The following is a 20,297-nucleotide window of genomic DNA, read 5'->3' on the forward strand; positions in this document are numbered from 1 at the left end:
ACCCCCGTCGCCGTTTGCGCATGCCCCCGGGCCGCGCCGGTGTTGTGCCATCTTTCATTTCCAGGAACCCGTTCAGGATGCGTTGTACCTCCCGCTTGACCCTTGCTTCTCTCGCCGTTGCGGCTGCCCTGCCGGTGGCTGCCCAGTCATCTGCCACAGGCTCCAACGTCACCATCAGCGGTTATCTCGACGCTGGCGTGTTCCGGGATTTCGACAAGACCAGCAAGCTGGGCACGATTCAGCGCAGCAACCTGGCGATTGCCGGTTTCGAGGACCTGGGCGGTGGCCTGAAGGCCACCTTCCGGCTGAGCACGCGCTTCGACCTGGACACGGGCCTGACCGAGGACTATCCGAAGAAGCCCTTCTGGCATGACGAGTCCACCGTGGGCCTGCAGGGCAGCTGGGGCCATCTGCGCCTGGGCCGCGCGCTCAGCGCCATGTGGAGCCAGGAGTGGCAGTTCGATCCCTGGGGCAACTTCAACCGCATCGCCTCGCCGGCCTGGCACATGGCCCACTACCTGACGCCGACCGACCGCGCCAGCAACAACGGCTCGCCCGAGTACGGCCGCATGTCCAACGGCGTGTTCTACGACTCGCCCAAGTTCGGCGGATTTTCGCTGCACCTGAGCGCCTCGCCCGAGCGCACCGAGGCGCCGGGCCGCCAGGGCCGTGCGCGCTCGGTGTCGGTCAACTACGACCAGGGCGCGGTGGCGGCCATGCTGGCGCATGAGCGCAACGGCAGCGGCGACACCGACCTGTACATGGGCGGCAAGTACCGCATCGGCACGGCAGCGGTGATGCTGGCCTATGACCGCAGCAAGTCGGGCACGCCCGGCACGGGGCCCGACAAGTCGCGCATGGTCTCGCTGGGCACCACCTACGGCATCGGTGCGACCACGCTCAAGGCCAGCTATGCACGCCAGCGCCTGGACCGCGATACCAACAACATGCTGTCGCTGGGCGCCGAGTACGCGCTGTCCAAGCGCACCATGCTCTACACCAGCCTGGGACACCAGCGCTACGAGAACCAGAGCTCGCGCACCGCTTTCGGCGTGGGCATGGCCCATTCCTTCTGATCAATGCGCTTCCCAGCGGCCTGACTGGGCAGCGCTGGTGATCCTGGCCAGGCCTGGAGCCGGCATGGGCTGAGGGGTGGCGGGCAGGGCGGTGAGTTCCAGGCCTTGCTCCAGCTTGAAGACGCTCACGGCCTGCTGCAGGCCATAGGCCTGCTCCTGCAGGGACTGGGCGGCGGCGGCGGCTTCCTCGACCAGGGCGGCGTTCTGCTGGGTGACCTGGTCCATCTGCGAGATGGCCTGGTTGATCTGCTCCAGGCCCGCCGTCTGCTCGACGCTGGCGGCCGTGATCTCTCCCATGATGTCGGTCACGTTGCGCACGCTGCTGACGATGTTCTGCATGGTCTGCCCGGCCTGCGCCACCAGGGCCGATCCGGTGCTGACCTTGCCGTTGGAGTCCTCGATGAGCAGCTTGATCTCCTTGGCCGCATCGGCGCAGCGCCGCGCCAGGGCGCGCACTTCGGCAGCAACGACGGCAAAGCCCCGGCCCTGCTCGCCGGCACGCGCGGCTTCCACGGCCGCGTTGAGCGCGAGGATGTTGGTCTGAAAGGCGATGGCGTCGATCACGCCGATGATGTCGGCGATCTTGCGCGAGGAGGCATGGATGGCGCCCATGGTGTCCACCACCTGGGAGACCACCTCGCCGCCTTGCTGGGCGACGGCCGAGGCCGAGGCCGCCAGCTGGTTGGCCTGGCGCGCGTTGTCGGTGTTCTGACGCACCGTGACGGTGAGCTGCTCCATGGAGGCAGCGGTTTCTTCCAGCGAGCTGGCCTGGTGCTCGGTGCGCACCGAAAGATCGTTGTTGCCCGAGGCGATCTGGCTGGAGGCCGTGGCGATCGAGTCCGTGCCACTGCGCACCTGCCGGACGATATGGATGAGGCTCTGGTCCATGCGGTGCAGTGCGTGCAGCAGCTGGCCTGTTTCGTCGGTGGTGGTGGCCTGGATGCGGCGCGTCAGGTCGCCTTCGGCCACGGCCTGGGCCACGCCCAGGGCCTCGTTCAGCGGACGCGCCACGATGCGCGCCAGCGTGAGCGCCAGGGCCAGCCCCAGCAAAATGCTCGCGCCCAGCAGGCCGACCACCCAGATGCGTGCGCTGCGGTAGAGGGCATTGGCGTGGTCGTTGGCCTGCTGTCCGCCTTCGTGGTCGATCTGCACCATGCGGTCGATCTGGTCATACAGGCGTCGGCTCAGCTCCAGCGATTCGCCCTGGGCCAGCACCAGGGCTTCGTCCTTGCGGTCATTGCGTGCCAGGGCCATGACCATGGCGTGCTCCTTGGCGTACTCGTTGCGCAGCCGGCCCAGTTCGTCGTAGGCGGCCTTCTCCGGCGCGGAGCTGATGAAGCTGGCGTAGTTGTCGTAGCTGGTCTGGGTCTTCTTCCACAGCTCGCCCATGATCCTGTCGAAGGCACCGATGTCCTGCTCGCTGGTGGATATCAGGTACTGCAGCTCGTTGACGCGGTAGCGGGCCGTGGTGGCGCGGATGTCGAGCAACATGCGTGATGAAGGCATCCAGCGCGTGGCGATATCGATGGACGCCTGGTTGATCCGGCTGAGCTGCAGCACGGCATAGAGGCCCACGAAGGTGGTCAGCGCCAGGACGGCCACGAAGGCCAGCAGCAGCTTGGAGGAGATCTTGAGATTGCGAAAGGCTTGCATGGCGAAGTCCTGTAGGCGTGTCCCTTGAACGGCAAGGGGAAAAAAGGCGTGCAGCAGGGCGCACCTTGCCTGCCGTGCAGAGCAAGGTGGAACGGGTATCAGCGAAAGAGAAAACGAGGGCCGCAGTGCCCGCTCAGGGTGGGAACCAGCCCGAGGTCCGGCAGATGCGGCCCTTGATGCGGGGCCTCATGGCGCAGGCCCTGTCCGTGTGCCTGCGCTGCGGCGGGCGCTTCGCGGGCATGCCGCAGCAGCGGGGAAGATGCAGAGGATTGCGAACCATCCGCCTGCACCGTTTGGCAAGCGGATACCCGCTGCAGCCAGGCGTTCGGCGGCGGCTGCCGCGCGCTGCGGGCGGGCATTGCGGGTAGTTGTCCTAGGGACTTCGGACAGGGAAAAAGTGGCTATCTGCATCTGTGGTGGGGATTATTTCCGCACCGTCTGAGGATGAGGATGCCCACCATCTGATTTTGGATAGGACGTGTCCTAAAAGCCGTTTGCAGGCCCGCAGCCAAGCCATCCGCGTCTGCGGATGGCCGGTTTCAAGGCATCGGAAACTTCAGCGCATCAAGGCGACCGGCGTCTGTCGCCAGTCGCTCAGACCACGCCCCTGCCGCGCAGGGCCTGCAGCTGCTGCGCGTCCAGGCCCAGGCGCTCGCGCAGCACCTCGTCCGTGTGCTGGCCCAGGGCGGGCGGCGCATGGCGCAGCGTGGTGGGCGTGTCCGACAGGCGCAGCGGGCTGGCCGTGGTCACCACGCGGTTGATGGTCTCGCCCGCAGGCGGCGTGGCGCCCGGATAGCGCTCCTGCTCCACGCGCAGGCCGCGCGCGCGCACCTGCGCATCGTCGAAGGCCTGGCCGATGTGGTTGATGGGGCCGCAGGGCACGGCCTTGTCCTCCAGCAGCGCGATCCACTCGGCCGTGGGCCGGCCGCGCGTGAGTTCGGCCATCAACGGGATCAGCGCGTCGCGGTGGATGACGCGGCCGGCATTGGTGGCAAAGCGCTCGTCGCGCGCCCAGTCCACGCCGGCCGCCCCGCAAAAGCGCGCGAACTGGCCGTCGTTGCCTATGGCCAGCAGCATGCGGCCGTCGGCCGTGGGGAAGTCCTGGTAGGGCACGACGCTGGGGTGGGTGTTGCCCTGGCGGCCCGGCACATGGCCGGTGTTCAGGAAGCCCGCGCCCTGGTTGGCCAGCACGGCCATGGCCACGTCCAGCAAGGCCATGTCGATGTGCTGGCCCCGCCCCGTGTGGTGGCGCGCCTCCACGGCGCCCAGGATGGCCGTGGTCGCATACATGCCGGTGAACAGGTCGATCACGGCCACGCCCACGCGCAGCGGGCCGCCGCCGGGCTCGCTGTCGGTGCGGCCCGTGATGCTCATGAGGCCGCTCATGGCCTGCACCAGCAGGTCGTAGCCGGCGCGCGGCGCATAGGGCCCGGTCTGGCCGAAGCCCGTGACCGAGCAATAGATCAGGCGCGGGTTCAGCGCGCTCAGCGAGGCGTAGTCCAGGCCGTAGCGCTTGAGGCCTCCGGTCTTGAAGTTCTCCACCACCACATCGCTTTGCATGGCCAGCTCGCGGATCAGCTGCTGGCCCTCGGCCGTGGCCATGTCCACGGTGACCGATCGCTTGTTGCGGTTGCAGGCCGCGAAGTACACGGCGTTGTCCGAGGGATTGCCTTGCGCATCGGGAAAGAAGGGCGGGCCCCAGTGGCGCGTGTCGTCGCCCTCGCCGGGCTTTTCGATCTTGATCACGTCGGCCCCCATGTCGGCCAGGTTCTGGGTGCACCAGGGGCCGGCCAGCACGCGCGAGAGGTCGAGCACGCGCAGATGGCCCAGCGCTCCTGCGGTCTGGGTGGCCGTGTTGTTGATGGGGCTGGGGGAGGGGGTTTCTGTGTGGTTCATGGGCTGAGGCGGCTATCCCGGGCAGATGGGCCCATGCTACGGCGCGCGGGCCTGCTGCGGCTTCGCATTTGTGAAAGCGCGCGTTCGCGCACGGGCCGGCACTGCGGTTTGTACTGACGCGCGCGGCTCAGTGCCGGAGCCTGCGGCTTTCTACAATGCCGGATGGCCATGCATTTCGATCTTGTGGATCTGCGCCTTATGGTGCACATCGCCGACGCCAACAGCATGACGCGTGGCGCGGAACTTTCCTTCATCTCCCTGCCGGCGGCCAGCACCCGCATCAAGAACCTGGAGGAGAGCATCGGCACCAAGCTGCTGTACCGCACCAGCCAGGGCGTGACGCTGACGCCGCCGGGCCAGGCCTTCGTCACCCATGCGCGCATGGTGCTGGGCCAGATCGAGCACCTGCGCGGCGACATGCAGGAGTACGTGCGTGGCATCAAGGGCCATGTGCGGGTGTTTGCCAACACCACCTCGCTGGGCGAGTTCCTGCCGCCCGTGCTGCGCCATTACCTGCGCCGCAATCCCGACGTGAACATCGACCTGCGCGAGCGCCTGTCGCACGACATCGTGCGTGCCGTGACCGAGGGGCAGACCGACATCGGCATCGTCGCCGGCCTGGTGCGCACCGAGAACCTGGAGACCCTGCCCTACCGCCGCGACCGCCTGGTGCTGGTGGTGCCGCGCGGCCATGCGCTCGATGGCGAGATGCAGATGGCCTTTGCCGACACGCTGGACCTGGACCATGTGGGCCTGCACGAATCCAGTGCCATCCACGCCTTCCTGCGCCAGGCCAGCGACCAGCTGCACCGGCCCATCAAGCAGCGCATCCAGGTGGGCAACTTCGAGACGGCCTGCCGCATGATCGAGTCCGGCGTGGGCGTGGGCGTGCTGCCCGAGTCGGCCGCCAGCCGCCATGCGCATTCCATGGACATCGCCATCGTGCCGCTGTCCGATGCCTGGTCGGTGCGCGAGATGCAGATCTGCGTGCGCAGCCTGGAGGCCCTGCCGTCCTTCGCCCAGGAGCTGGTGGAGCTGCTGGTGGCCGACGCACAGGGCCGGCTCACGCTGGAGTAGCCGCCGGCCAACAGCAGCCCGCCGACCGCCGCCTGCTCAGTCGGCCTGGGCCGTGTCCCGGTCCAGCGTGGTCGGTGCCAGCCAGTATTTGAAGGTGCCGGTGGCCGTGGCCACGAGCTTTCCGTCTTCATCGAGCAACTGCGCCGCGCAGCTGCACAGGCTGCGGCTGGCATGCACCACCCAGCCTTCGGCCAGCAGCGCGCCCTTGCCCGGGCGGTGGAAGCGGCTGCTCATCTCCACCGTCACGGCGGTCTGCGATGGCGCACCGGGCAGCTCGCCGGCGGCGCGCGACATCACGGAGTCCAGCAGCGTCATGAGCACGCCGCCGTGCGCGGCGGGCAGCTGGTTGAGCAGTTCCTTGCGCATGTGGGGCAGGCGCACATGGACCTTGCCGGGCGGCGCGGGCACCTGCGAGGCGCCGATCAGCCGCATGAAGGCATTGCGGTCGGGGGCCGGTGCGCTCATGCGGCTCATGCGGCGCGCGCCTCGCGCACCATGTTGCGCGCGATGATGACCTGCTGGATCTGGGTCGTGCCTTCGTACAGGCGGAACAGCCGCACGTCGCGGTAGAAGCGCTCGATGCCGAACTCGGCCAGGTAGCCCGAGCCGCCCAGGATCTGCACGGCGCGGTCGGCCACGCGGCCCACCATCTCGGTGGCGAACATCTTGCAGCACGAGGCCTCGGTGGAGACGTTGCGGCCCTCGTCGCGGCGGCGCGCGGCGTCGATCACCATGCACTCGGCCGCGTACAGCTCGGCCTGGCTGTCGGCCAGCATGGCCTGCACCAGCTGGAACTCGCAGATGGGCTGGCCGAACTGCTTGCGCTCCAGCGCATAGTTCAGCGCGTCGCGCAGGATGCGCTGCGCCACGCCCACGCTCACGGCCGCGATGTGGATGCGGCCCTTGTCCAGCACCTTCATGGCGGTCTTGAAGCCCTGGCCTTCCTTCAGGCCGATGAGGTTGGCCGCCGGCACGCGCACGTTGTCGAAGAACACGTCGCAGGTGTGCGCGCCCTTCTGGCCCATCTTCACGTCGTTCTTGCCGAAGCTGATGCCCGGCGACTTCGCATCGACGATGAAGGCCGAGACGCCGCCCGCGCCCTTGTTGGCCGGGTCGGTGCGCGCCATCAGCGTGAACATGCCCGCATGCGGCGCATTGGTGATGAAGCGCTTGTTGCCGTTGACCACATAGTGGTCCCCGTCCCTGATGGCGGTGGTGCGCAGCGAGGCCGCGTCCGAGCCCGCCTCGGGCTCGGTCAGCGCGAACGAGGCCATGATCTCGCCCGTGGCCAGCTTGGGCAGCCAGGCCGCCTGCTGCTCGGGCGTGCCGTCGATGAGGATGCCCTGCGAGCCTATGCCCACGGTCGTGCCGATCACCGAGCGGAAGGCCGGCGCGGTCTGGCACAGCTCGAAGAGCACGCGCACCTCTTCCTCCATGGTCAGCTCCAGCCCGCCGAACTGCTCGGGGATGGTCATGCCGAACAGGCCCAGGTTGCGCATCTCCTGCACGATGGACTCGGGAATCTCGTCGGTCTCGGCCACTTCGTTTTCGGCGGGCACCAGGCGCTCGCGCACAAAGCGGCGCACGCTGTCCAGCAGGGCTTCGAGGGTTTCTTGGTCGCGGATCATTGCGGTGTTCTTTCTTCTCTCTACGGAATCAAAGCGCCTCGGCCGTACCCAGCACAGCCGTGGACTGGCTGGAAAGGGTGCCGCCATTGCCATGGACCACGGCCGTGCGGTGGCGTCCCAGCTGGCGCTGGCCGGCCTCGCCGCGCAGCTGGCGCACGGCCTCGATCAGCGCAAAGATGCCGTACATGCCCGGGTGCACGCAGGACAGGCCGCCGCCGTTGGTGTTGACGGCCAGCCGCCCGCCGGGCGCGATACCGCCCTTGGACACGAAGGCGCCGCCCTCGCCCTTGGCGCAAAAGCCCAGGTCCTCCAGGAACAGCAGGGTGTTGATGGTGAAGGCGTCGTAGACCTGGGCCATGTCCATGTCGGCAGCGGTGAGCCCCGCCATGGCAAAGGCCTGGGCGCCCGACTGCGCGGCGGCCGTGGTGGTCAGGTCGGGCATGCAGGAGATCTGGCGGTTCCAGATGGCCGTGGCGTTGCCCAGCACGTAGACGGGGGGGCGCGGCAGGTCGCGGGCGCGCTCGCCGCGCACCAGCACGATGGCGCCCGCGCCGTCCGTCACCAGGCAGCAGTCGCGCACGCTCAAGGGGCTGGCGATGGGGCGGGCCGAGAGCACGTCCTCGATGGTCAGCGGGTCGCGCATGAAGGCTTCGGGGTTGAGCTGGGCCCAGGCACGCGCGGCCACGGCCACCTCGGCCAGTTGCTCGCGCGTGGTGCCGAACTCGTGCATGTGGCGCGCGGCCGCCAGCGCATAGGCGGTCACGGGCAGCACGGGCTCGTAGGGGAACTCGTAGGGCTGCGGGTCCAGGAAACGCCGCGCCGCCTGGCCTTCCTTGCGGCCGAAGGTGGCCGAGCGCTGGGCGCTGCCGTAGCACACCAGCACGGCCTTGCACTGGCCGGCCTCCAGCGCGCGGATGGCGGGCAGCAGGTGGGCGATGAAGCTGCTGCCGCCGATCATCGTGCCGTCCACATAGGTCGGGTTGATGCCCAGGTGCTCGATCACCGGCATGGTCCACATGCTGGCGTTGACGCTGCAGGTGGCCAGGCCGTCGATGTCCTGCATGGTCAGGCCCGCATCGGCCACGGCCGCATGGGCGGCGCGCACCAGCAGGGTCATGTCGTCCATGCCGGGCGCCTCGCCGCAGCCATAGGTGGCGGCGCCGGCAATGGCCACGCGCCCGCGCAGCGGGCGGTTCACGGCGGCGGCGTCCAGGGTGGATTGGGGGATGCGGGTGTTCATGCTGCACCTCCCTGCGATCCCTGTGCTGCCTGTCCGAGCGCGGGCTGGAACAGCACCAGGCCGCGTCCGTCCTTGCTCGCCACATGGGCGCTCACGCGCTGGCCTATGCGCACGTCGGCCGGCGCAATGCCTTCGACGCGGCCCATCATGCGCACGCCTTCGTCCAGGTCGATCAGGGCCACGTTGTAGTCGCCACCGGCATCGCTCTTGCGCGCGACGGTGCTGGTGGAGTAGACCGTGCCCTGGCCGCTGGCGCGCACCCAGCGCAGCGGGCTGGCGCCGCAGTGCGGGCACAGCTCGCGCGGGGTGAAGACATGGCGCGTGCATTGCGTGCACTGCTGTATGCAGAAGCGGCCGGCATCGAGTTCGGCCTGGTAGTGGGTCTGTGCGCTCAGGTGCATGGGCGGTGTTTCCGTTCTCGGTGTTCTTGGCGCTGCACCCGGCACGCGGGCGCAGCGGCTGTCCGCCAGCATGCCCGCATCGCGGGGCCGCTTCAATTCGCCAATCTGGAAGGGTGGCTTCACCAGTGCCGGCGCCCGGCTGTCAACCCAGGGTTGCTGCCTAGGCGGGCCGGCGGGCACGGCTGCTATGGTGTTTATGCATTCCCGGCCTTTTCTTCATACCCGCCCTGCGCCGCCTGCCGGCGCACCGAGGGCGCGCCGCCGCTTTGGCACAGTGTGGCGCCACAGGAAGGCCGGCAATGGCGCGCCGCACCCCGGCCCGTTCTCCGCTGTCGATCCCCACCCACCCAGGAGGTTTTTGCACATGACGGATACGCTGATCAAGGTGGACCTGAACCGCCCGCCCACCGACAACGAAAGAGTCCACAACCGCTGGCACCCGGACATTCCCATGGCCTGCTGGGTCCAGCCCGGCGACGACTTCATCCTGGAGACCTACGACTGGACCGGCGGCTTCATCAAGAACAACGACAGCGCCGACGATGTGCGCGACATCGACCTGACCACGGTGCACTACCTGTCCGGCCCCGTGGGCGTGAAGGGCGCCCAGCCCGGCGACCTGCTGGTGGTGGACCTGCTGGACATCGGCGCCAAGCCCGACAGCCTCTGGGGCTTCAACGGCTTTTTCTCCAAAAACAATGGCGGCGGCTTCCTGACCGACCATTTCCCCTCGGCCCAGAAATCGATCTGGGACTTCAAGGGCATGTTCACCAGCTCGCGCCACATACCAGGCGTGAACTTCCCCGGCCTCATCCATCCCGGCCTCATCGGCTGCCTGCCTGACCGGCCCATGCTGGAGATGTGGAACGAGCGCGAGCGCGCCCTCATCGCCACCGACCCCGAACGCGTGCCCGGCCTGGCCAACCCGCCGTCGGCCGGCACGGCCCACATGGGCCAGATGCGCGGCGAAGCGCGCGACAAGGCCGCCGCCGAAGGCGCGCGCACCGTGCCGCCGCGCGAGCATGGCGGCAACTGCGACATCAAGGACCTCTCGCGCGGCGCCAAGGTGTTCTTCCCCGTCTATGTGGACGGCGCCGGCCTGAGCGTGGGCGACCTGCACTTCAGCCAGGGCGACGGCGAGATCACCTTCTGCGGCGCCATCGAGATGGCCGGCTGGGTGCACATGAAGGTCAGCCTCATCAAGGGCGGCATGGCCAAGTACGGCATCAAGAACCCCATCTTCAAGCCCAGCCCCATCACGCCGCGCTATGACGACTACCTGATCTTCGAGGGCATCTCGGTGGACGAGAGCGGCAGGCAGCACTACCTGGATGTCAACGTGGCCTACCGCCAGGCCTGCCTGAACGCCATCGAATACCTGAAGAAATTCGGCTACAGCGGCGCCCAGGCGTATTCCATCCTGGGCACGGCGCCCGTGCAGGGCCATATCAGCGGCGTGGTGGACGTGCCCAACTCCTGCGCCACGTTGTGGCTGCCCACGGGCATCTTCGACTTCGACATCAACCCCAACGCGGCGGGGCCGGTCGTCCAGTTCGACGGCAGCATCGACATGCCCCTGTCCCCCGACCTGCGCTGACGCCAAGGAGTCCGCCCATGCCCACCTACGACTATGACTGCGTGCAATGCGGCGGCTTCGAGGCCCTGCGGCCGCTGCGCCTGCGCGACGAGCCTGCGGCCTGCCCCGGCTGCGGCACGGCTGCTGCGCGCGTGCTGGCCGCCGCGCCCCGGCTGGCGCTGATGGCCGACGGCACGCGCCGCGCCATGGACACCAACGAGCGCGCGCGCCACGAGCCCGCCAGCTCGCGCGACTATGACCATGGCTATGCGCGCTTCAAGCACCCGGCAGGCTGCGGCTGCTGCGGATCGGGGCGGCGCAGCGCCACGGTGACGGCACCCAACGGCGCAAAGTCCGCGCCCTCGCGGCGGCCCTGGATGATCAGCCACTAGGCTGCATCGGAGTGGACCGCTTCCCAGGGTTTCCACCGCTTGGGAGCCCTGGAAGCGCGCCTTCCACATTCGCGAAACACGGCGCAGGCCGGCTTGCCCAGAATGGGCCGCGCGGCAAGCCGCCGCCCGTTGCCCGGAGTTTCGCCATGCCCCCGTCTTCCCTCCCATCCTCTTGCCCGTCTTCCTTTTCGTCGCAGCGCCGCCGCCTGCTGTCCGCCGGCGGCGCGCTGGCTGCCAGCAGCCTGTTTCCCGCAGCCCGGGTGGCCCATGCGGCTGATGCCTGGCCCACGCGGCCCGTGCGCTTCATCGTGCCCTTTCCGCCCGGCGGTCCCGTGGACACCACGGCGCGCGCCTTCACCCAGAAGCTGGGCGAGATCTGGCAGCAGCCCAACCTGGTGGACAACCGCGCGGGCGCCGGCGGCATGGTGGGCGCGGCCCTCGCAGCCAAGGAGCCTGCCGACGGCTACACGCTGTTCGTGGGCTCCATCCACCATGCGGTGAACCCGGCGCTGCAGACGAAGATGACCTACGACATAGAGCGTGACTTCGCTCCCGTGAGCTTTGCGGCCATGTTCCCGGTCTTCCTGGTGGCCCATCCCTCGGTGCCCGCCAGCAATGTGCGCGAGCTGATCGCGCTGGCCAAGTCCGGCAACGGCCTGAGCTTCGGCTCCTCGGGCAATGGCGGCGGCACGCACCTGGCCGGCGAGCTGTTCAACATGCATGCAGGCATCAAGCTGCAGCACATTCCCTACAAGGGCAGCGCGCCGGCCATGAACGACCTGCTGGGCGGCCAGGTGCAGCTGATGTTTGCCGATGCGCCCAGCGCGCTGCAGCACATCAAGTCCGGCCGCATCAAGGTGCTGGGCGTGGCCAGCCGCCAGCGCTCGGCCATGCTGCCCGAGGTGCCCACCATTGCCGAGTCGGGCCTGCCCGAGTACGAGGCCTATTCCTGGGCCGCGCTGTTTGCGCCGGCCCGCACGCCGCCCGCCGTGCTGGCGCGCATCAACGCCGACTTCAACACCGCGCTGCGCGATGCCGCCGTGCGCCAGCGCCTGCTGACGGCGGGCGCCGAGGCCGACCCCGGCACCCAGCAGCAGATGCGCGAGCGCCTGAGCAGCGAGCTGCGCAAATGGGCCCAGGTGGTCAAGGTGGCCGGCATCCAGGCGGACTGAGCGCGGCGGCGGGCCGGACTCGGGACAAACCCGGCTTCGCAGCGCTGCAACCCCGCCTTTCGCAATCGCGCATAGGCGGGCCGCTATGGCCTGCTTAGGCTTGCCTTCGGTATCCAGAAAAACAACCCCGAGACAAGGAGACGGATATGCGGAAAGGCTTGATGCGAGGCGGCTTGACCAAGGCGCGCGCTGCCGGCTGCGCGCTGGGCGCTGGCCTGCTGTGGGCGGCGGCGGCGCAGGCGCAGCAGATATCGGACGATGTGGTGCGCATCGGCGTGCTCAGCGACATGTCGGGCCTGTACGCGGACACGGCGGGGCGCGGCTCCGTCGAGGCCGCGAAGATGGCCGTGGCCGACTTCGGCGGCCAGGTGCTGGGCAGGAAGATCGAGGTGGTCTGGGCCGACCACCAGAACAAGGCCGACGTGGGCGCCACCCATGCGCGCACCTGGTTCGACCGCGACGGCGTGGACCTGATCGTGGACATCAACAACACGGCCGTCGCCATCGCCGTCAACAACCTGGCGCGTGAGCGCGGCAAGATGGTGATCAACACCGGCGGCGCCTCGGACATCCTCACCAACGAGCACTGCGCGCCCACGGCCATCCACTACACCTACGACAGCTATGCGCTGGCCAATGGCGCGGTGCGCGGCATCCTGGCCCAGGGCAAGAAGGACTGGTTCATCCTGGGCGTGGACTATGCCTTCGGCAAGGCCATGACGGCCAATGTGACCGACTTCCTGAAAGACGGCGGCGGCAAGCTGGTGGGCACCACCTTCCATCCGCTCAACGCCAGTGATTTCTCGTCCTTCCTGCTGCAGGCCCAGGCGTCCAAGGCCTCGGTGATCAACCTGGCCAATGCCACCAGCGACACGGTCAACGCCATCAAGGCCGCGCACGAGTTCGGCATCGCGCCCAGGCAGACCCTGGTGCCCAGCCTGCTGTTCATCAACGACGTGCATGCGCTGGGCCTGCGCTACGGCCAGGGCATGGTGCTGACCACGGGCTTTTACTGGGACCGCACCGAGGTCACGCGCGTCTGGTCGCGGCGCTTCTTCGAGAAGATGAAGAAGATGCCCTCCATGATCCATGCGGGCGCCTACTCGGCCGTCACCAACTACCTCAAGGCCGTGCAGGCCACCAGGGGCGACGACGGCAACGCGGTGGCGCGCCAGCTCAAGCAGATGCCCATCGAGGACTTCTTCGCCCAGAACGGCAAGGTGCGCGAGGACGGCCGCATGGTGCACGACATGTACCTGGTGCAGATCAAGAAGCCCGAGGAATCCAGATACCCCTGGGACTACTACAAGGTGCTCTCCACCATCCCCGGTGACGAGGCCTTCCGCCCGCTGTCCAAGAGCAGCTGCAAGCTGGTGAAGACATCATGAAGACACGCGCCGCCGTACTCACGAGAACGGGCGCAGCCGCGCCCTATGCCGACAGCCGCCCGCTGGAGATCTGGGAGGTGGACCTGGCGCCGCCCGGCCCCGGCGAGGTGCTGGTCAAGGTGGCCGCCGCAGGCGTGTGCCACTCCGACCTGTCCATCATCAACGGCGACCGTCCGCGCGACACGCCCATCGTGCTCGGCCATGAGGCCGCAGGCGTGATCCAGGCGCTGGGCGAGGGCGTGACCGACCTGGAGGTGGGCGACCACGTGGTCATGCTCTTCGTGCCCGGCTGCGGCAACTGCCAGCCCTGCGCCGAGGGCCGGCCGGTGCTCTGCGAGCCCGCAGGCCAGGCCGGCGTGGCGGGCACCCTGCTGTCGGGCGCCAGGCGGCTGTCGCGCAATGGCCAGCCCATCTCGCACTTCGTCGGCGTCTCGGCCTTTGCCGAGCATGCCGTGCTCTCGCGCCGCGGCGTGCACCGCATCGACAAGTCGGTGCCGCTGGAGCTGGCCGCGCTATTCGGCTGCGCCGTGATGACCGGCGTGGGCGCGGTGGCCAATACCGCCAGAGTGAGCCCCGGCCAGAGCGTGGCCGTGGTGGGGCTGGGCGGCGTGGGCCTGTCCTCGGTGATGGGCGCGGCGGCGGCGGGCGCGGCCCGCGTGGTGGCCGTGGACCTCAATGCCGACAAGCTGGCCATGGCGCGCGAATTCGGCGCCACCGATACCGTCAATGCCGGCGACGAGGATGCCGTCAAGCAGGTGCGGGCGCTGACGGGCGGCGGCGTGGACCATGCCTTCGAGATGGTGGGGTCGGCCAAGGCACTGGAGATGGCCTACCGCATCACGCGGCGCGGGGGCCAGACCGTGACGGCGGGCCTGCCCTCCAGCGCCCAGGCCATCAGCCTGCCGGTCTGGCACCTGGTGGCCGAGGAGCGCACGCTCAAGGGCTGCTACATGGGCAGCTGCGTGCCGCGCCGCGACATCGACCGCTACCTGGCCCTGCATGCGGCCGGCAAGCTGCCGGTGGACCGCCTGGTCACCGGCCACCTGACGCTGGACCAGATCAACGAGGGCTTCGACCGCCTGGCGCGGGGCGAGGCCATACGCCAGATCATCCGCATGGAGGCCTGACAGGAAGTCAGGCCGATCAGCGGGGACGGGGGCTGCTGCTGCGGCTGAGCCCAAGCCAAGCACGGCGGTCAGGTGCCGTCGGGCAGCAGCTGGTTTTCCCAGCCGGTCAGCCGCTCGATGGCCCGGGCCACCTGCAGGAGGCGGGCCTCGTCGAAGTAGCGTCCCACCACCTGCACGGCCAGCGGCAGGCCTTGCGGCGACAGGCCGACCGGCACGCTGATGGCCGGGTGCCCGGTCACGTTGAAGGCATGGGTCTGCACCGGCCAGTGGCGGAAATGCGGCATGGGATCGAAGCGCGGCGCCGTATCCAGGGTGATGGCGGTCAGCAGCACGTCGCAGCGGTCCAGGGCTGCGTCCACGCGGGCCGCCAGCATGCGGCGCACGCGCAGGGCGTTCAGGTAGTCCTCCGAGGACACGGTGGCGCCCAGCAGCAGCCGCGCCGCCGTGAGCTCGCCATAGTCCAGCGGGCGCGAGCGCAGGTCCTGCGCATGGATGGTGAACATCTCGGCACTGAGGATGACGCGGCCGGCCGCCAGGAACTGCTGGCTGTGGGGCAGGCTCACGTGGATGGGACGGGCGCCGGCCTCGGCCAGCAGCGCGGCCGTGCGGTCGAAGGCCGAAAGGAACGTGGGCGACGCCTGGGGCGAGGACTGGAAGTGGTCCTGCGGCACGCCGATGGTCAGGCCCTTCACGCCCTGCTCAAGCCCCGTGCAGTAGTCGTCCACGGGTTCGGTGGAGCTGGCCGGGTCCAGCGGGTCGTGACCGGCCAGCACCTGCAGCGCGATGGCCGCATCCTCCACGCTGCGCGACAGCGGGCCGCAATGGTCCAGCGTCCAGGCCAGCGGAAACACGCCGTGCTTGGAGACGCGGCCGTAGGTGGGTTTCAGCCCTACGGCGCCGCACCAGGCGGCCGGTATGAGGATGGAGCCGCCCGTGCAGGTGCCCAGGGCCAGCCGCGTGAAGCCTGCCGCAATGGCGGCGCCCGAGCCCGACGACGATCCGCCCGGGATATGGGCCAGGTCCCAGGGATTGCGGGCCGCGGGAAACGGCAGGTCGGGGCTGGGCGCGCCGATGGCGAACTCGTGCGTGGCCAGCTTGCCCAGGATGATGGCACCCGCATCGCGCAGGCGCAGCACCGGCGTGCAGTCTTCCTCGGGCACATAGTCCAGGCTCAGCCAGGACTGGCAGGTGGTCGGCAGGCCGGCCACGTCGTAGACGTCCTTGATGGCCACGGGAATGCCGTGGAGCAGCGGCAGGTCGGCGCTTTCGGCGCGCGCCATGTCTGCGCTGCGCGCAGCCTCCATGGCACCGCTGGCATCGAGATTGGTGAAGGCATGGATGTCGATGTCCATGGCGCGGATGCGTCCCAGCGCCGCCCGGGTCAGCATCTCCGAGGTGGTCTTGCCGGCGCGCAGCGCGCTGGCCATCTGCCGTATGGAAAGTTCAGGACTGCCGCGCATGGTTGCTCTGACGGGAAATGGTGGTGTGGATGTGCGAGGGACCCGCCTCATGCGCCAGTTCGTTGACGAGGCCGCGGTGCTCCATCAGCAACTGGTGCTCCGCCAGGATGGGTCCCAGCCGCTCGAAGGGGATGTCGATGCCGTGCTTTTTCAGCGCATTGAGCAATTCGTGCAGCGCATTGACATCGGGCCCTGCCAGTTTCTGCGGCGAAGGGGGTATTTCAGATTTTCGCGATGCCGGCATCACTGACCACCTTTCTCCATTTTCTGGCGTCGTCGGATACGAATGCCTTGGTGCTGCCCACGGATTTCCAAAGGGGAATGCTGCCAAGCTCCATGAATTTCCGCTGCACCTTTTCATCGGCCAGGATATTTTTCATCTGTGCATTGATGGCGTTCACTATCGCGACCGGCGTGCCCTTGGGTGCCATGAGCACATTCCATGCGGTCTCGTTGAAATTGCCGAGCCGGGCCGGGCTTTGCTCGCTGAGCGTCTGCCAGTCGGGCATGAGGGGCGAGCGCTCGCGCGTGGCCACGCCCACGCGATTGACCTTGCCCTGGTTCACATACTGCTTGGCCGTGATCAGCAGGTCGAAGGCGATATCGACCTGGCCGCTGACCAGGTCGGCCATCATGGGCGCGGCGCCCTGGTAGGGGATGTGCAGCATGCGTATGTCGGCGGCCAGACTCAGGGCCTCGGCCGCCATGTGGCCCGCGCTGCCATAGCCCGGCGTGGCATAGGTCAGCTTGCCGGGGCTGCGCCGTGCCAGCTCGATCAGCTCCTGCACCGACGACAGCTGCAGGCCCGGGCGTGTGATGAGCACCAGGGGACTGTCGTTGATGGTGGAGATGGCTTCCAGGTCGCTGGCCACGTCATACCCGGCCTGCGTGTACAGCGCGCCCGAGATGGTCTGGGCCGTGGTGCAGATCAGCAGCGTATATCCATCGGGACTGGCCTTGGAGACCTGGCGCGCGCCGATGTTGCCCGAGGCGCCAGGGCGGTTTTCCACCACCACGTTGACGCGCAGGCGTTGTGCAAGCTCCTTGGCGATGATGCGCCCCACGACATCAGTGCCACCGCCTGCCGGGAAAGGTACAACCAGCGTGATCTGCCGGTCTGGCCAGGCCGCATGAACCAGGCTGGCAGCGACCAGGAAAATACCTCCGAGAAACAGGCTGAGGATTCTTTTCATGGGCTTGATTCATGTGGTTGCGGGGGAGAGGATGCATGCCCTGTGCAGATCCGGGCCGACACGCCGGGATGCATCTCACGATGGATCCGGTAACTGCAGCCAAGGCCAAGGCAGGCGAAAAAATAATGAATTTGTTAAAACTATTGAAACATTGAGTGCCATAGTTTTACATCATGAAGGATGGGGTGCAAGGCCTGCGGATGCGCAATGTAGGGGTGTTGCGTCCATGCTGCAGAGGCCGGTTCCGGAAGGCGGTGGCGCGTGCGTACATCCGGACATGGGGCAGGGAAGGGGCAGGGCAAGACAAAGGTTGCACCGGCAGCGGTGGCCGGCGCAACTGCTGTGCGGCCCGGGCTCAGGAAACGCGCAGCGCCTGTTCCTGCAGCAGGCGCTTGAGCACCTTGCCGTTGGGGCTGGTGGGCAGCTCGGCCAGGGGCACGATGCGGGCGGGCAGCTTGTAGGGCGCCAGCCGTTCGCGCAGGTGGGAGCGTGCTGCGGCGCTGTCCAGCGTGGCGCCGGGCTGCAGCTCGACAAAGGCGATGACCTCCTCGTTGCCATCGCCCTCGGGCCGCCCGACTACGGCGCTGCGCTGCACGCCGGGCAGCTCGTTGAGCGCCAGTTCCACCTCGGCCGGATAGACGTTGAAGCCCGAGCGGATGATCATTTCCTTGAGCCGCCCCACCACGAAGAGCGCGCCGTCGGCATGCAGCTCGCCCAGGTCGCCGCTGGCGTACCAGCCGCCCTCGCGCATCACGGCGGCCGTGGCCTGGTCATCGCGGAAGTAGCCGTGCATCAGGCCGCGCCCGCGTATCCACAGCTCGCCGCGCTCGCCCACCGGCAGGCTGCGGCCCGTGGCCGGGTCCACGGCGCGCACTTCCGCGCCTTCCACCACGTAGCCCGCGCTGGTGTCGGGCCGCTGCTCGCCCTGCCGTGTGAGGTGGACCGACCCTGCGTATTCCGACAGGCCGTAGCCATGGTGCAGCGCCTGGCCGAAGGCGGCCTCCACGCGCTTTTTCAGCGTCAGGTCCAGCGGGCCGGCGCCGGTATAGACATAGCGCAGCGCAGGCGCCTGCGGGTGGGCAATGCCCTGCTCCTGCAGATAGGCCAGCAGGCGCGCGTACAGCGCGGGCGGCCCCTGCAGCTGGGAGATGCCGTGGCGGGCCAGCGCATCCAGCAGGTCGGCGGGGTCGAACTGCGGGCGCATCACCATCTGCGCGCCCGCATGCAGCGAGGCCAGCAGCACCGTGCCCAGCCCGAAGATATGGGTCATGGGCACGAAGGCGTAGCTGCGGTCCCCGGGGCCCAGACCGCGCGATGCGGCCGAGACGCGCGCGAACAGCGTCAGCGCGTCATGCCCCACCATCACGCCCTTGGGCGTGCCCGTGGTGCCCGAGGTGAAGATCAGCGCCGCCACCTCGTCCTGCAGCGCACCGGATTCGGCCACGGCCTCTGCGCGCACCGGGCTGTGCTGCATGCCGGCCAGGGCCGAGTCGCCTGCGCCAAAGCGCCGCGCGTGGCCGCTGGCGCTGTCCGATGCGGCCGAGGTGAAATACACCACGCGCGCATCGGCCTTGGCAGCAAAGGCATCGATCTCGCCGGGCGCCATGCGCGCATTCACGCCGCAGGACCAGGCGCCCACGCGGCTGCAGGCCAGGATCAGCGCCGCATGCTCGGGGCAGTTCTCGGCCACCACCAGCACGCGGTCGCCGGGCCGCACCTGCAGCGCGCGCAGCTCGGCCTCGGCCGTGTCCGCCAGCGCGCCCAGGTCGGCAAAGCTCAGGCTGCTGCCGTCGGGCAGGTGGATGAAGGGACGCTGCGGCGCTTCGACCAGCCAGCGGTCCAGCAGATGGTGTATTCGTTGATTCATGCTCCGCGTATCCCTCAGTCCACCACAATGCCTTGGGTGACGGTGGCCCACATCGCGCGTTCTTTGGCACCGCGCTCGGCCAGTTTCTGGGGTGCGCCGGTCCACTCTTCGTAGCCCAGTTCCTTGAGGCGCTTGCGCAGCTCCGGCTGGGCCAGGGCGGCGTTGATGGACTTGTTCAGGCGGGCCACGAGTTCAGGCGACATGCCCTTGGGGCCGTAGACGCCATACCAGCCGCCCACGTCGAAGCCCTTGAGGCCTTCGATGCCGGACTCGGCAAAGGTGGGCACATCGGGCAGCGAGGCATTGCGCTGCGGCGAGGTCACGGCCACGGCGCGCACCTTGCCGCTCTGGATGTAGGTGCTGGCGGTGCTGATGATGTCCAGCATCATGCTCAGCTGGCCGCCGATCACGTCGGTCATGGCCGGTGCGTTGCCCTTGTAGGGGATGTGGTTCATCTCGATGCCGCTGCGCCGCGCGAACAGCAGCGCGCCCAGGTGGTTGGAGCCGCCCACGCCGGCCGAGCCGTAGTTGAGCTTTTGCGGATGGGCCTTGGCATAGGCCACGAGCTCGGCCGTGGTCTTGTAGGGCTCGTTGTTGTTGACCACCAGCACGTTGTAGTAGCTGAGCACGGGCGCCACGGGCGTGAGGTCACGGGCCGGGTCGAAGGACATCTTGCTCATCACGTTGGGGCTGATGGTGATGGTGGGGCTGGCCGCGAACCACAGCGTGAGGCCATCGGGCCTGGCGCGCACGACCTCGCTGCCGGCCATGGTGGCGTTGGCGCCTGGCTTGTTCTCCACCACCACCGAGGCGCCCAGCTCCTTGGTCAGCGCCACGCTGAGCAGGCGGGCGCCCTGGTCCACGGGACCGCCGGCCGAGTAGCCCACGATGAGGCGCACGGGCTGCGCGTCCTGCGCGGCGGCGGGGAGGGCGGTCAGGGCGCTCAGGGTGGCCAGGGCGGTCACCAGGGGCGCCAGAAGCGGGGCATGGGCCAGGGTGGCCAGGGCCTTGCGGCGGTGTTGGGCGGGCATGTGCATGTCTCCTGCAAAAAATGAATGAAGCGCTGCCGTGGCCTGCACGGCGGCGCGCCCGGTCTGCGCCGGACATGCAGGCAATGGTGCGCACGCCGGCGCTTCTTGGGAATCTGCTTT

General features: G+C 68.6%; 18 protein-coding genes. 7 read left to right on the top strand and 11 right to left on the bottom strand.

What is annotated here, in order from left to right:
• The first annotated feature begins 77 nt into the window (after positions 1-77).
• Entirely contained in the window at positions 78-1,076 is a 999-nt protein-coding gene (locus tag IB269_RS25115; RefSeq protein ID WP_192368616.1) for a porin, read from the top strand.
• Here IB269_RS25115 and IB269_RS25120 read toward each other — a convergent pair whose 3' ends face one another.
• Positions 1,077-2,729 (bottom strand): methyl-accepting chemotaxis protein, encoded by a 1,653-nt coding sequence (locus tag IB269_RS25120; RefSeq protein ID WP_071953894.1) that lies wholly within the window; start codon positions 2,727-2,729, stop codon positions 1,077-1,079. It lies immediately after the preceding gene.
• A gap of 594 nt (positions 2,730-3,323) precedes the next feature.
• Positions 3,324-4,625 carry a CaiB/BaiF CoA transferase family protein gene (locus IB269_RS25125; protein WP_192368617.1) on the bottom strand — a complete coding sequence of 434 codons (1,302 nt, stop codon included), beginning with the start codon at positions 4,623-4,625 and terminating at the stop codon, positions 3,324-3,326.
• A 162-nt stretch (positions 4,626-4,787) separates the two neighbouring features.
• On the opposite strand from IB269_RS25125, the gene IB269_RS25130 reads away from it, so the two are divergent.
• Positions 4,788-5,702, top strand: a complete 915-nt coding sequence (locus IB269_RS25130; protein WP_012202113.1) for a LysR family transcriptional regulator — start codon at positions 4,788-4,790, stop codon at positions 5,700-5,702.
• Between the two features lie 36 nt (positions 5,703-5,738).
• On the opposite strand, the gene IB269_RS25135 is transcribed toward IB269_RS25130, so the two are convergent.
• Genes IB269_RS25135 through IB269_RS25150 form a run of 4 tightly spaced genes read right to left on the bottom strand, consistent with a single transcriptional unit; the run spans position 5,739 to position 8,971 of the window.
• Positions 5,739-6,167, bottom strand: coding sequence for a PaaI family thioesterase (locus IB269_RS25135; RefSeq protein WP_192368670.1), 429 nt, complete (start codon positions 6,165-6,167; stop codon positions 5,739-5,741).
• 5 nt (positions 6,168-6,172) lie between these two features.
• Positions 6,173-7,330 (bottom strand): acyl-CoA dehydrogenase family protein, encoded by a 1,158-nt coding sequence (locus IB269_RS25140; RefSeq protein WP_013800068.1) that lies wholly within the window; start codon positions 7,328-7,330, stop codon positions 6,173-6,175.
• A gap of 28 nt (positions 7,331-7,358) precedes the next feature.
• Entirely contained in the window at positions 7,359-8,570 is a 1,212-nt protein-coding gene (locus IB269_RS25145; protein WP_013800069.1) for a thiolase, read from the bottom strand.
• On the bottom strand, positions 8,567-8,971 hold the full coding sequence (locus IB269_RS25150; protein WP_012202117.1) for a Zn-ribbon domain-containing OB-fold protein: 405 nt from the start codon (positions 8,969-8,971) through the stop codon (positions 8,567-8,569). The genes IB269_RS25145 and IB269_RS25150 overlap by 4 nt, the downstream gene beginning before the upstream one ends.
• Positions 8,972-9,335: 364 nt before the next feature.
• Between IB269_RS25150 and fmdA the strand changes: the two genes are divergently transcribed.
• The 5 genes from fmdA (at position 9,336) to IB269_RS25175 (ending at position 14,626) form a co-directional block, all read left to right on the top strand.
• Positions 9,336-10,568, top strand: a complete 1,233-nt coding sequence (gene fmdA / locus IB269_RS25155; protein WP_013800071.1) for a formamidase — start codon at positions 9,336-9,338, stop codon at positions 10,566-10,568.
• A 17-nt stretch (positions 10,569-10,585) separates the two neighbouring features.
• Complete coding sequence (locus IB269_RS25160) at positions 10,586-10,939, top strand: zinc ribbon domain-containing protein (RefSeq protein ID WP_013800072.1); 354 nt, start codon at positions 10,586-10,588, stop codon at positions 10,937-10,939.
• A gap of 146 nt (positions 10,940-11,085) precedes the next feature.
• A complete protein-coding gene (locus tag IB269_RS25165; protein WP_192368618.1) occupies positions 11,086-12,111 on the top strand; it encodes a tripartite tricarboxylate transporter substrate binding protein in 1,026 nt (341 codons plus the stop codon).
• 146 nt (positions 12,112-12,257) lie between these two features.
• Positions 12,258-13,499: an ABC transporter substrate-binding protein gene (locus IB269_RS25170; protein ID WP_192368619.1), complete on the top strand. Its 1,242-nt coding sequence runs from the start codon at positions 12,258-12,260 to the stop codon at positions 13,497-13,499.
• Positions 13,496-14,626 carry a zinc-dependent alcohol dehydrogenase family protein gene (locus tag IB269_RS25175; protein ID WP_065345479.1) on the top strand — a complete coding sequence of 377 codons (1,131 nt, stop codon included), beginning with the start codon at positions 13,496-13,498 and terminating at the stop codon, positions 14,624-14,626. The genes IB269_RS25170 and IB269_RS25175 overlap by 4 nt, the downstream gene beginning before the upstream one ends.
• A gap of 68 nt (positions 14,627-14,694) precedes the next feature.
• Here IB269_RS25175 and IB269_RS25180 read toward each other — a convergent pair whose 3' ends face one another.
• The 5 genes from IB269_RS25180 to IB269_RS25200 all read right to left on the bottom strand — a co-directional run bounded on the left by IB269_RS25180 (position 14,695) and on the right by IB269_RS25200 (position 20,177).
• Positions 14,695-16,086: an amidase gene (locus tag IB269_RS25180; RefSeq protein WP_192368620.1), complete on the bottom strand. Its 1,392-nt coding sequence runs from the start codon at positions 16,084-16,086 to the stop codon at positions 14,695-14,697.
• Complete coding sequence (locus IB269_RS25185) at positions 16,070-16,330, bottom strand: hypothetical protein (protein ID WP_013800077.1); 261 nt, start codon at positions 16,328-16,330, stop codon at positions 16,070-16,072. Before IB269_RS25185 ends, IB269_RS25180 begins: the two co-directional genes overlap by 17 nt.
• Positions 16,308-17,279 carry a tripartite tricarboxylate transporter substrate binding protein gene (locus IB269_RS25190; protein WP_192368621.1) on the bottom strand — a complete coding sequence of 324 codons (972 nt, stop codon included), beginning with the start codon at positions 17,277-17,279 and terminating at the stop codon, positions 16,308-16,310. Before IB269_RS25190 ends, IB269_RS25185 begins: the two co-directional genes overlap by 23 nt.
• A 355-nt stretch (positions 17,280-17,634) precedes the next feature.
• Entirely contained in the window at positions 17,635-19,146 is a 1,512-nt protein-coding gene (locus IB269_RS25195) for a class I adenylate-forming enzyme family protein (RefSeq protein ID WP_192368622.1), read from the bottom strand.
• Between the two features lie 14 nt (positions 19,147-19,160).
• The gene (locus IB269_RS25200) at positions 19,161-20,177 is read right to left on the bottom strand and encodes a Bug family tripartite tricarboxylate transporter substrate binding protein (RefSeq protein ID WP_097205502.1); all 1,017 of its coding nucleotides are present in this window, start codon (positions 20,175-20,177) and stop codon (positions 19,161-19,163) included.
• Positions 20,178-20,297: the final 120 nt, after the last annotated feature.

Origin of the sequence: Delftia sp. DLF01 (assembly GCF_014852125.1) — a bacterium.
Taxonomy (GTDB): domain Bacteria; phylum Pseudomonadota; class Gammaproteobacteria; order Burkholderiales; family Burkholderiaceae_C; genus Comamonas; species Comamonas acidovorans.

Coding starts and splice junctions, on each gene's coding strand:
- IB269_RS25190 (WP_192368621.1), bottom strand. CDS start 17,279: ATGAAAAGAATCCTCAGCCTGTTTCTCGGAGGTATTTTCCTGGTCGCT.
- IB269_RS25140 (WP_013800068.1), bottom strand. CDS start 7,330: ATGATCCGCGACCAAGAAACCCTCGAAGCCCTGCTGGACAGCGTGCGC.
- IB269_RS25150 (WP_012202117.1), bottom strand. CDS start 8,971: ATGCACCTGAGCGCACAGACCCACTACCAGGCCGAACTCGATGCCGGC.
- IB269_RS25125 (WP_192368617.1), bottom strand. CDS start 4,625: ATGAACCACACAGAAACCCCCTCCCCCAGCCCCATCAACAACACGGCC.
- fmdA (WP_013800071.1), top strand. CDS start 9,336: ATGACGGATACGCTGATCAAGGTGGACCTGAACCGCCCGCCCACCGAC.
- IB269_RS25180 (WP_192368620.1), bottom strand. CDS start 16,086: ATGCGCGGCAGTCCTGAACTTTCCATACGGCAGATGGCCAGCGCGCTG.
- IB269_RS25175 (WP_065345479.1), top strand. CDS start 13,496: ATGAAGACACGCGCCGCCGTACTCACGAGAACGGGCGCAGCCGCGCCC.
- IB269_RS25115 (WP_192368616.1), top strand. CDS start 78: ATGCGTTGTACCTCCCGCTTGACCCTTGCTTCTCTCGCCGTTGCGGCT.
- IB269_RS25170 (WP_192368619.1), top strand. CDS start 12,258: ATGCGGAAAGGCTTGATGCGAGGCGGCTTGACCAAGGCGCGCGCTGCC.
- IB269_RS25120 (WP_071953894.1), bottom strand. CDS start 2,729: ATGCAAGCCTTTCGCAATCTCAAGATCTCCTCCAAGCTGCTGCTGGCC.
- IB269_RS25145 (WP_013800069.1), bottom strand. CDS start 8,570: ATGAACACCCGCATCCCCCAATCCACCCTGGACGCCGCCGCCGTGAAC.
- IB269_RS25160 (WP_013800072.1), top strand. CDS start 10,586: ATGCCCACCTACGACTATGACTGCGTGCAATGCGGCGGCTTCGAGGCC.
- IB269_RS25200 (WP_097205502.1), bottom strand. CDS start 20,177: ATGCCCGCCCAACACCGCCGCAAGGCCCTGGCCACCCTGGCCCATGCC.
- IB269_RS25185 (WP_013800077.1), bottom strand. CDS start 16,330: ATGCCGGCATCGCGAAAATCTGAAATACCCCCTTCGCCGCAGAAACTG.
- IB269_RS25130 (WP_012202113.1), top strand. CDS start 4,788: ATGGCCATGCATTTCGATCTTGTGGATCTGCGCCTTATGGTGCACATC.
- IB269_RS25195 (WP_192368622.1), bottom strand. CDS start 19,146: ATGAATCAACGAATACACCATCTGCTGGACCGCTGGCTGGTCGAAGCG.
- IB269_RS25165 (WP_192368618.1), top strand. CDS start 11,086: ATGCCCCCGTCTTCCCTCCCATCCTCTTGCCCGTCTTCCTTTTCGTCG.
- IB269_RS25135 (WP_192368670.1), bottom strand. CDS start 6,167: ATGAGCGCACCGGCCCCCGACCGCAATGCCTTCATGCGGCTGATCGGC.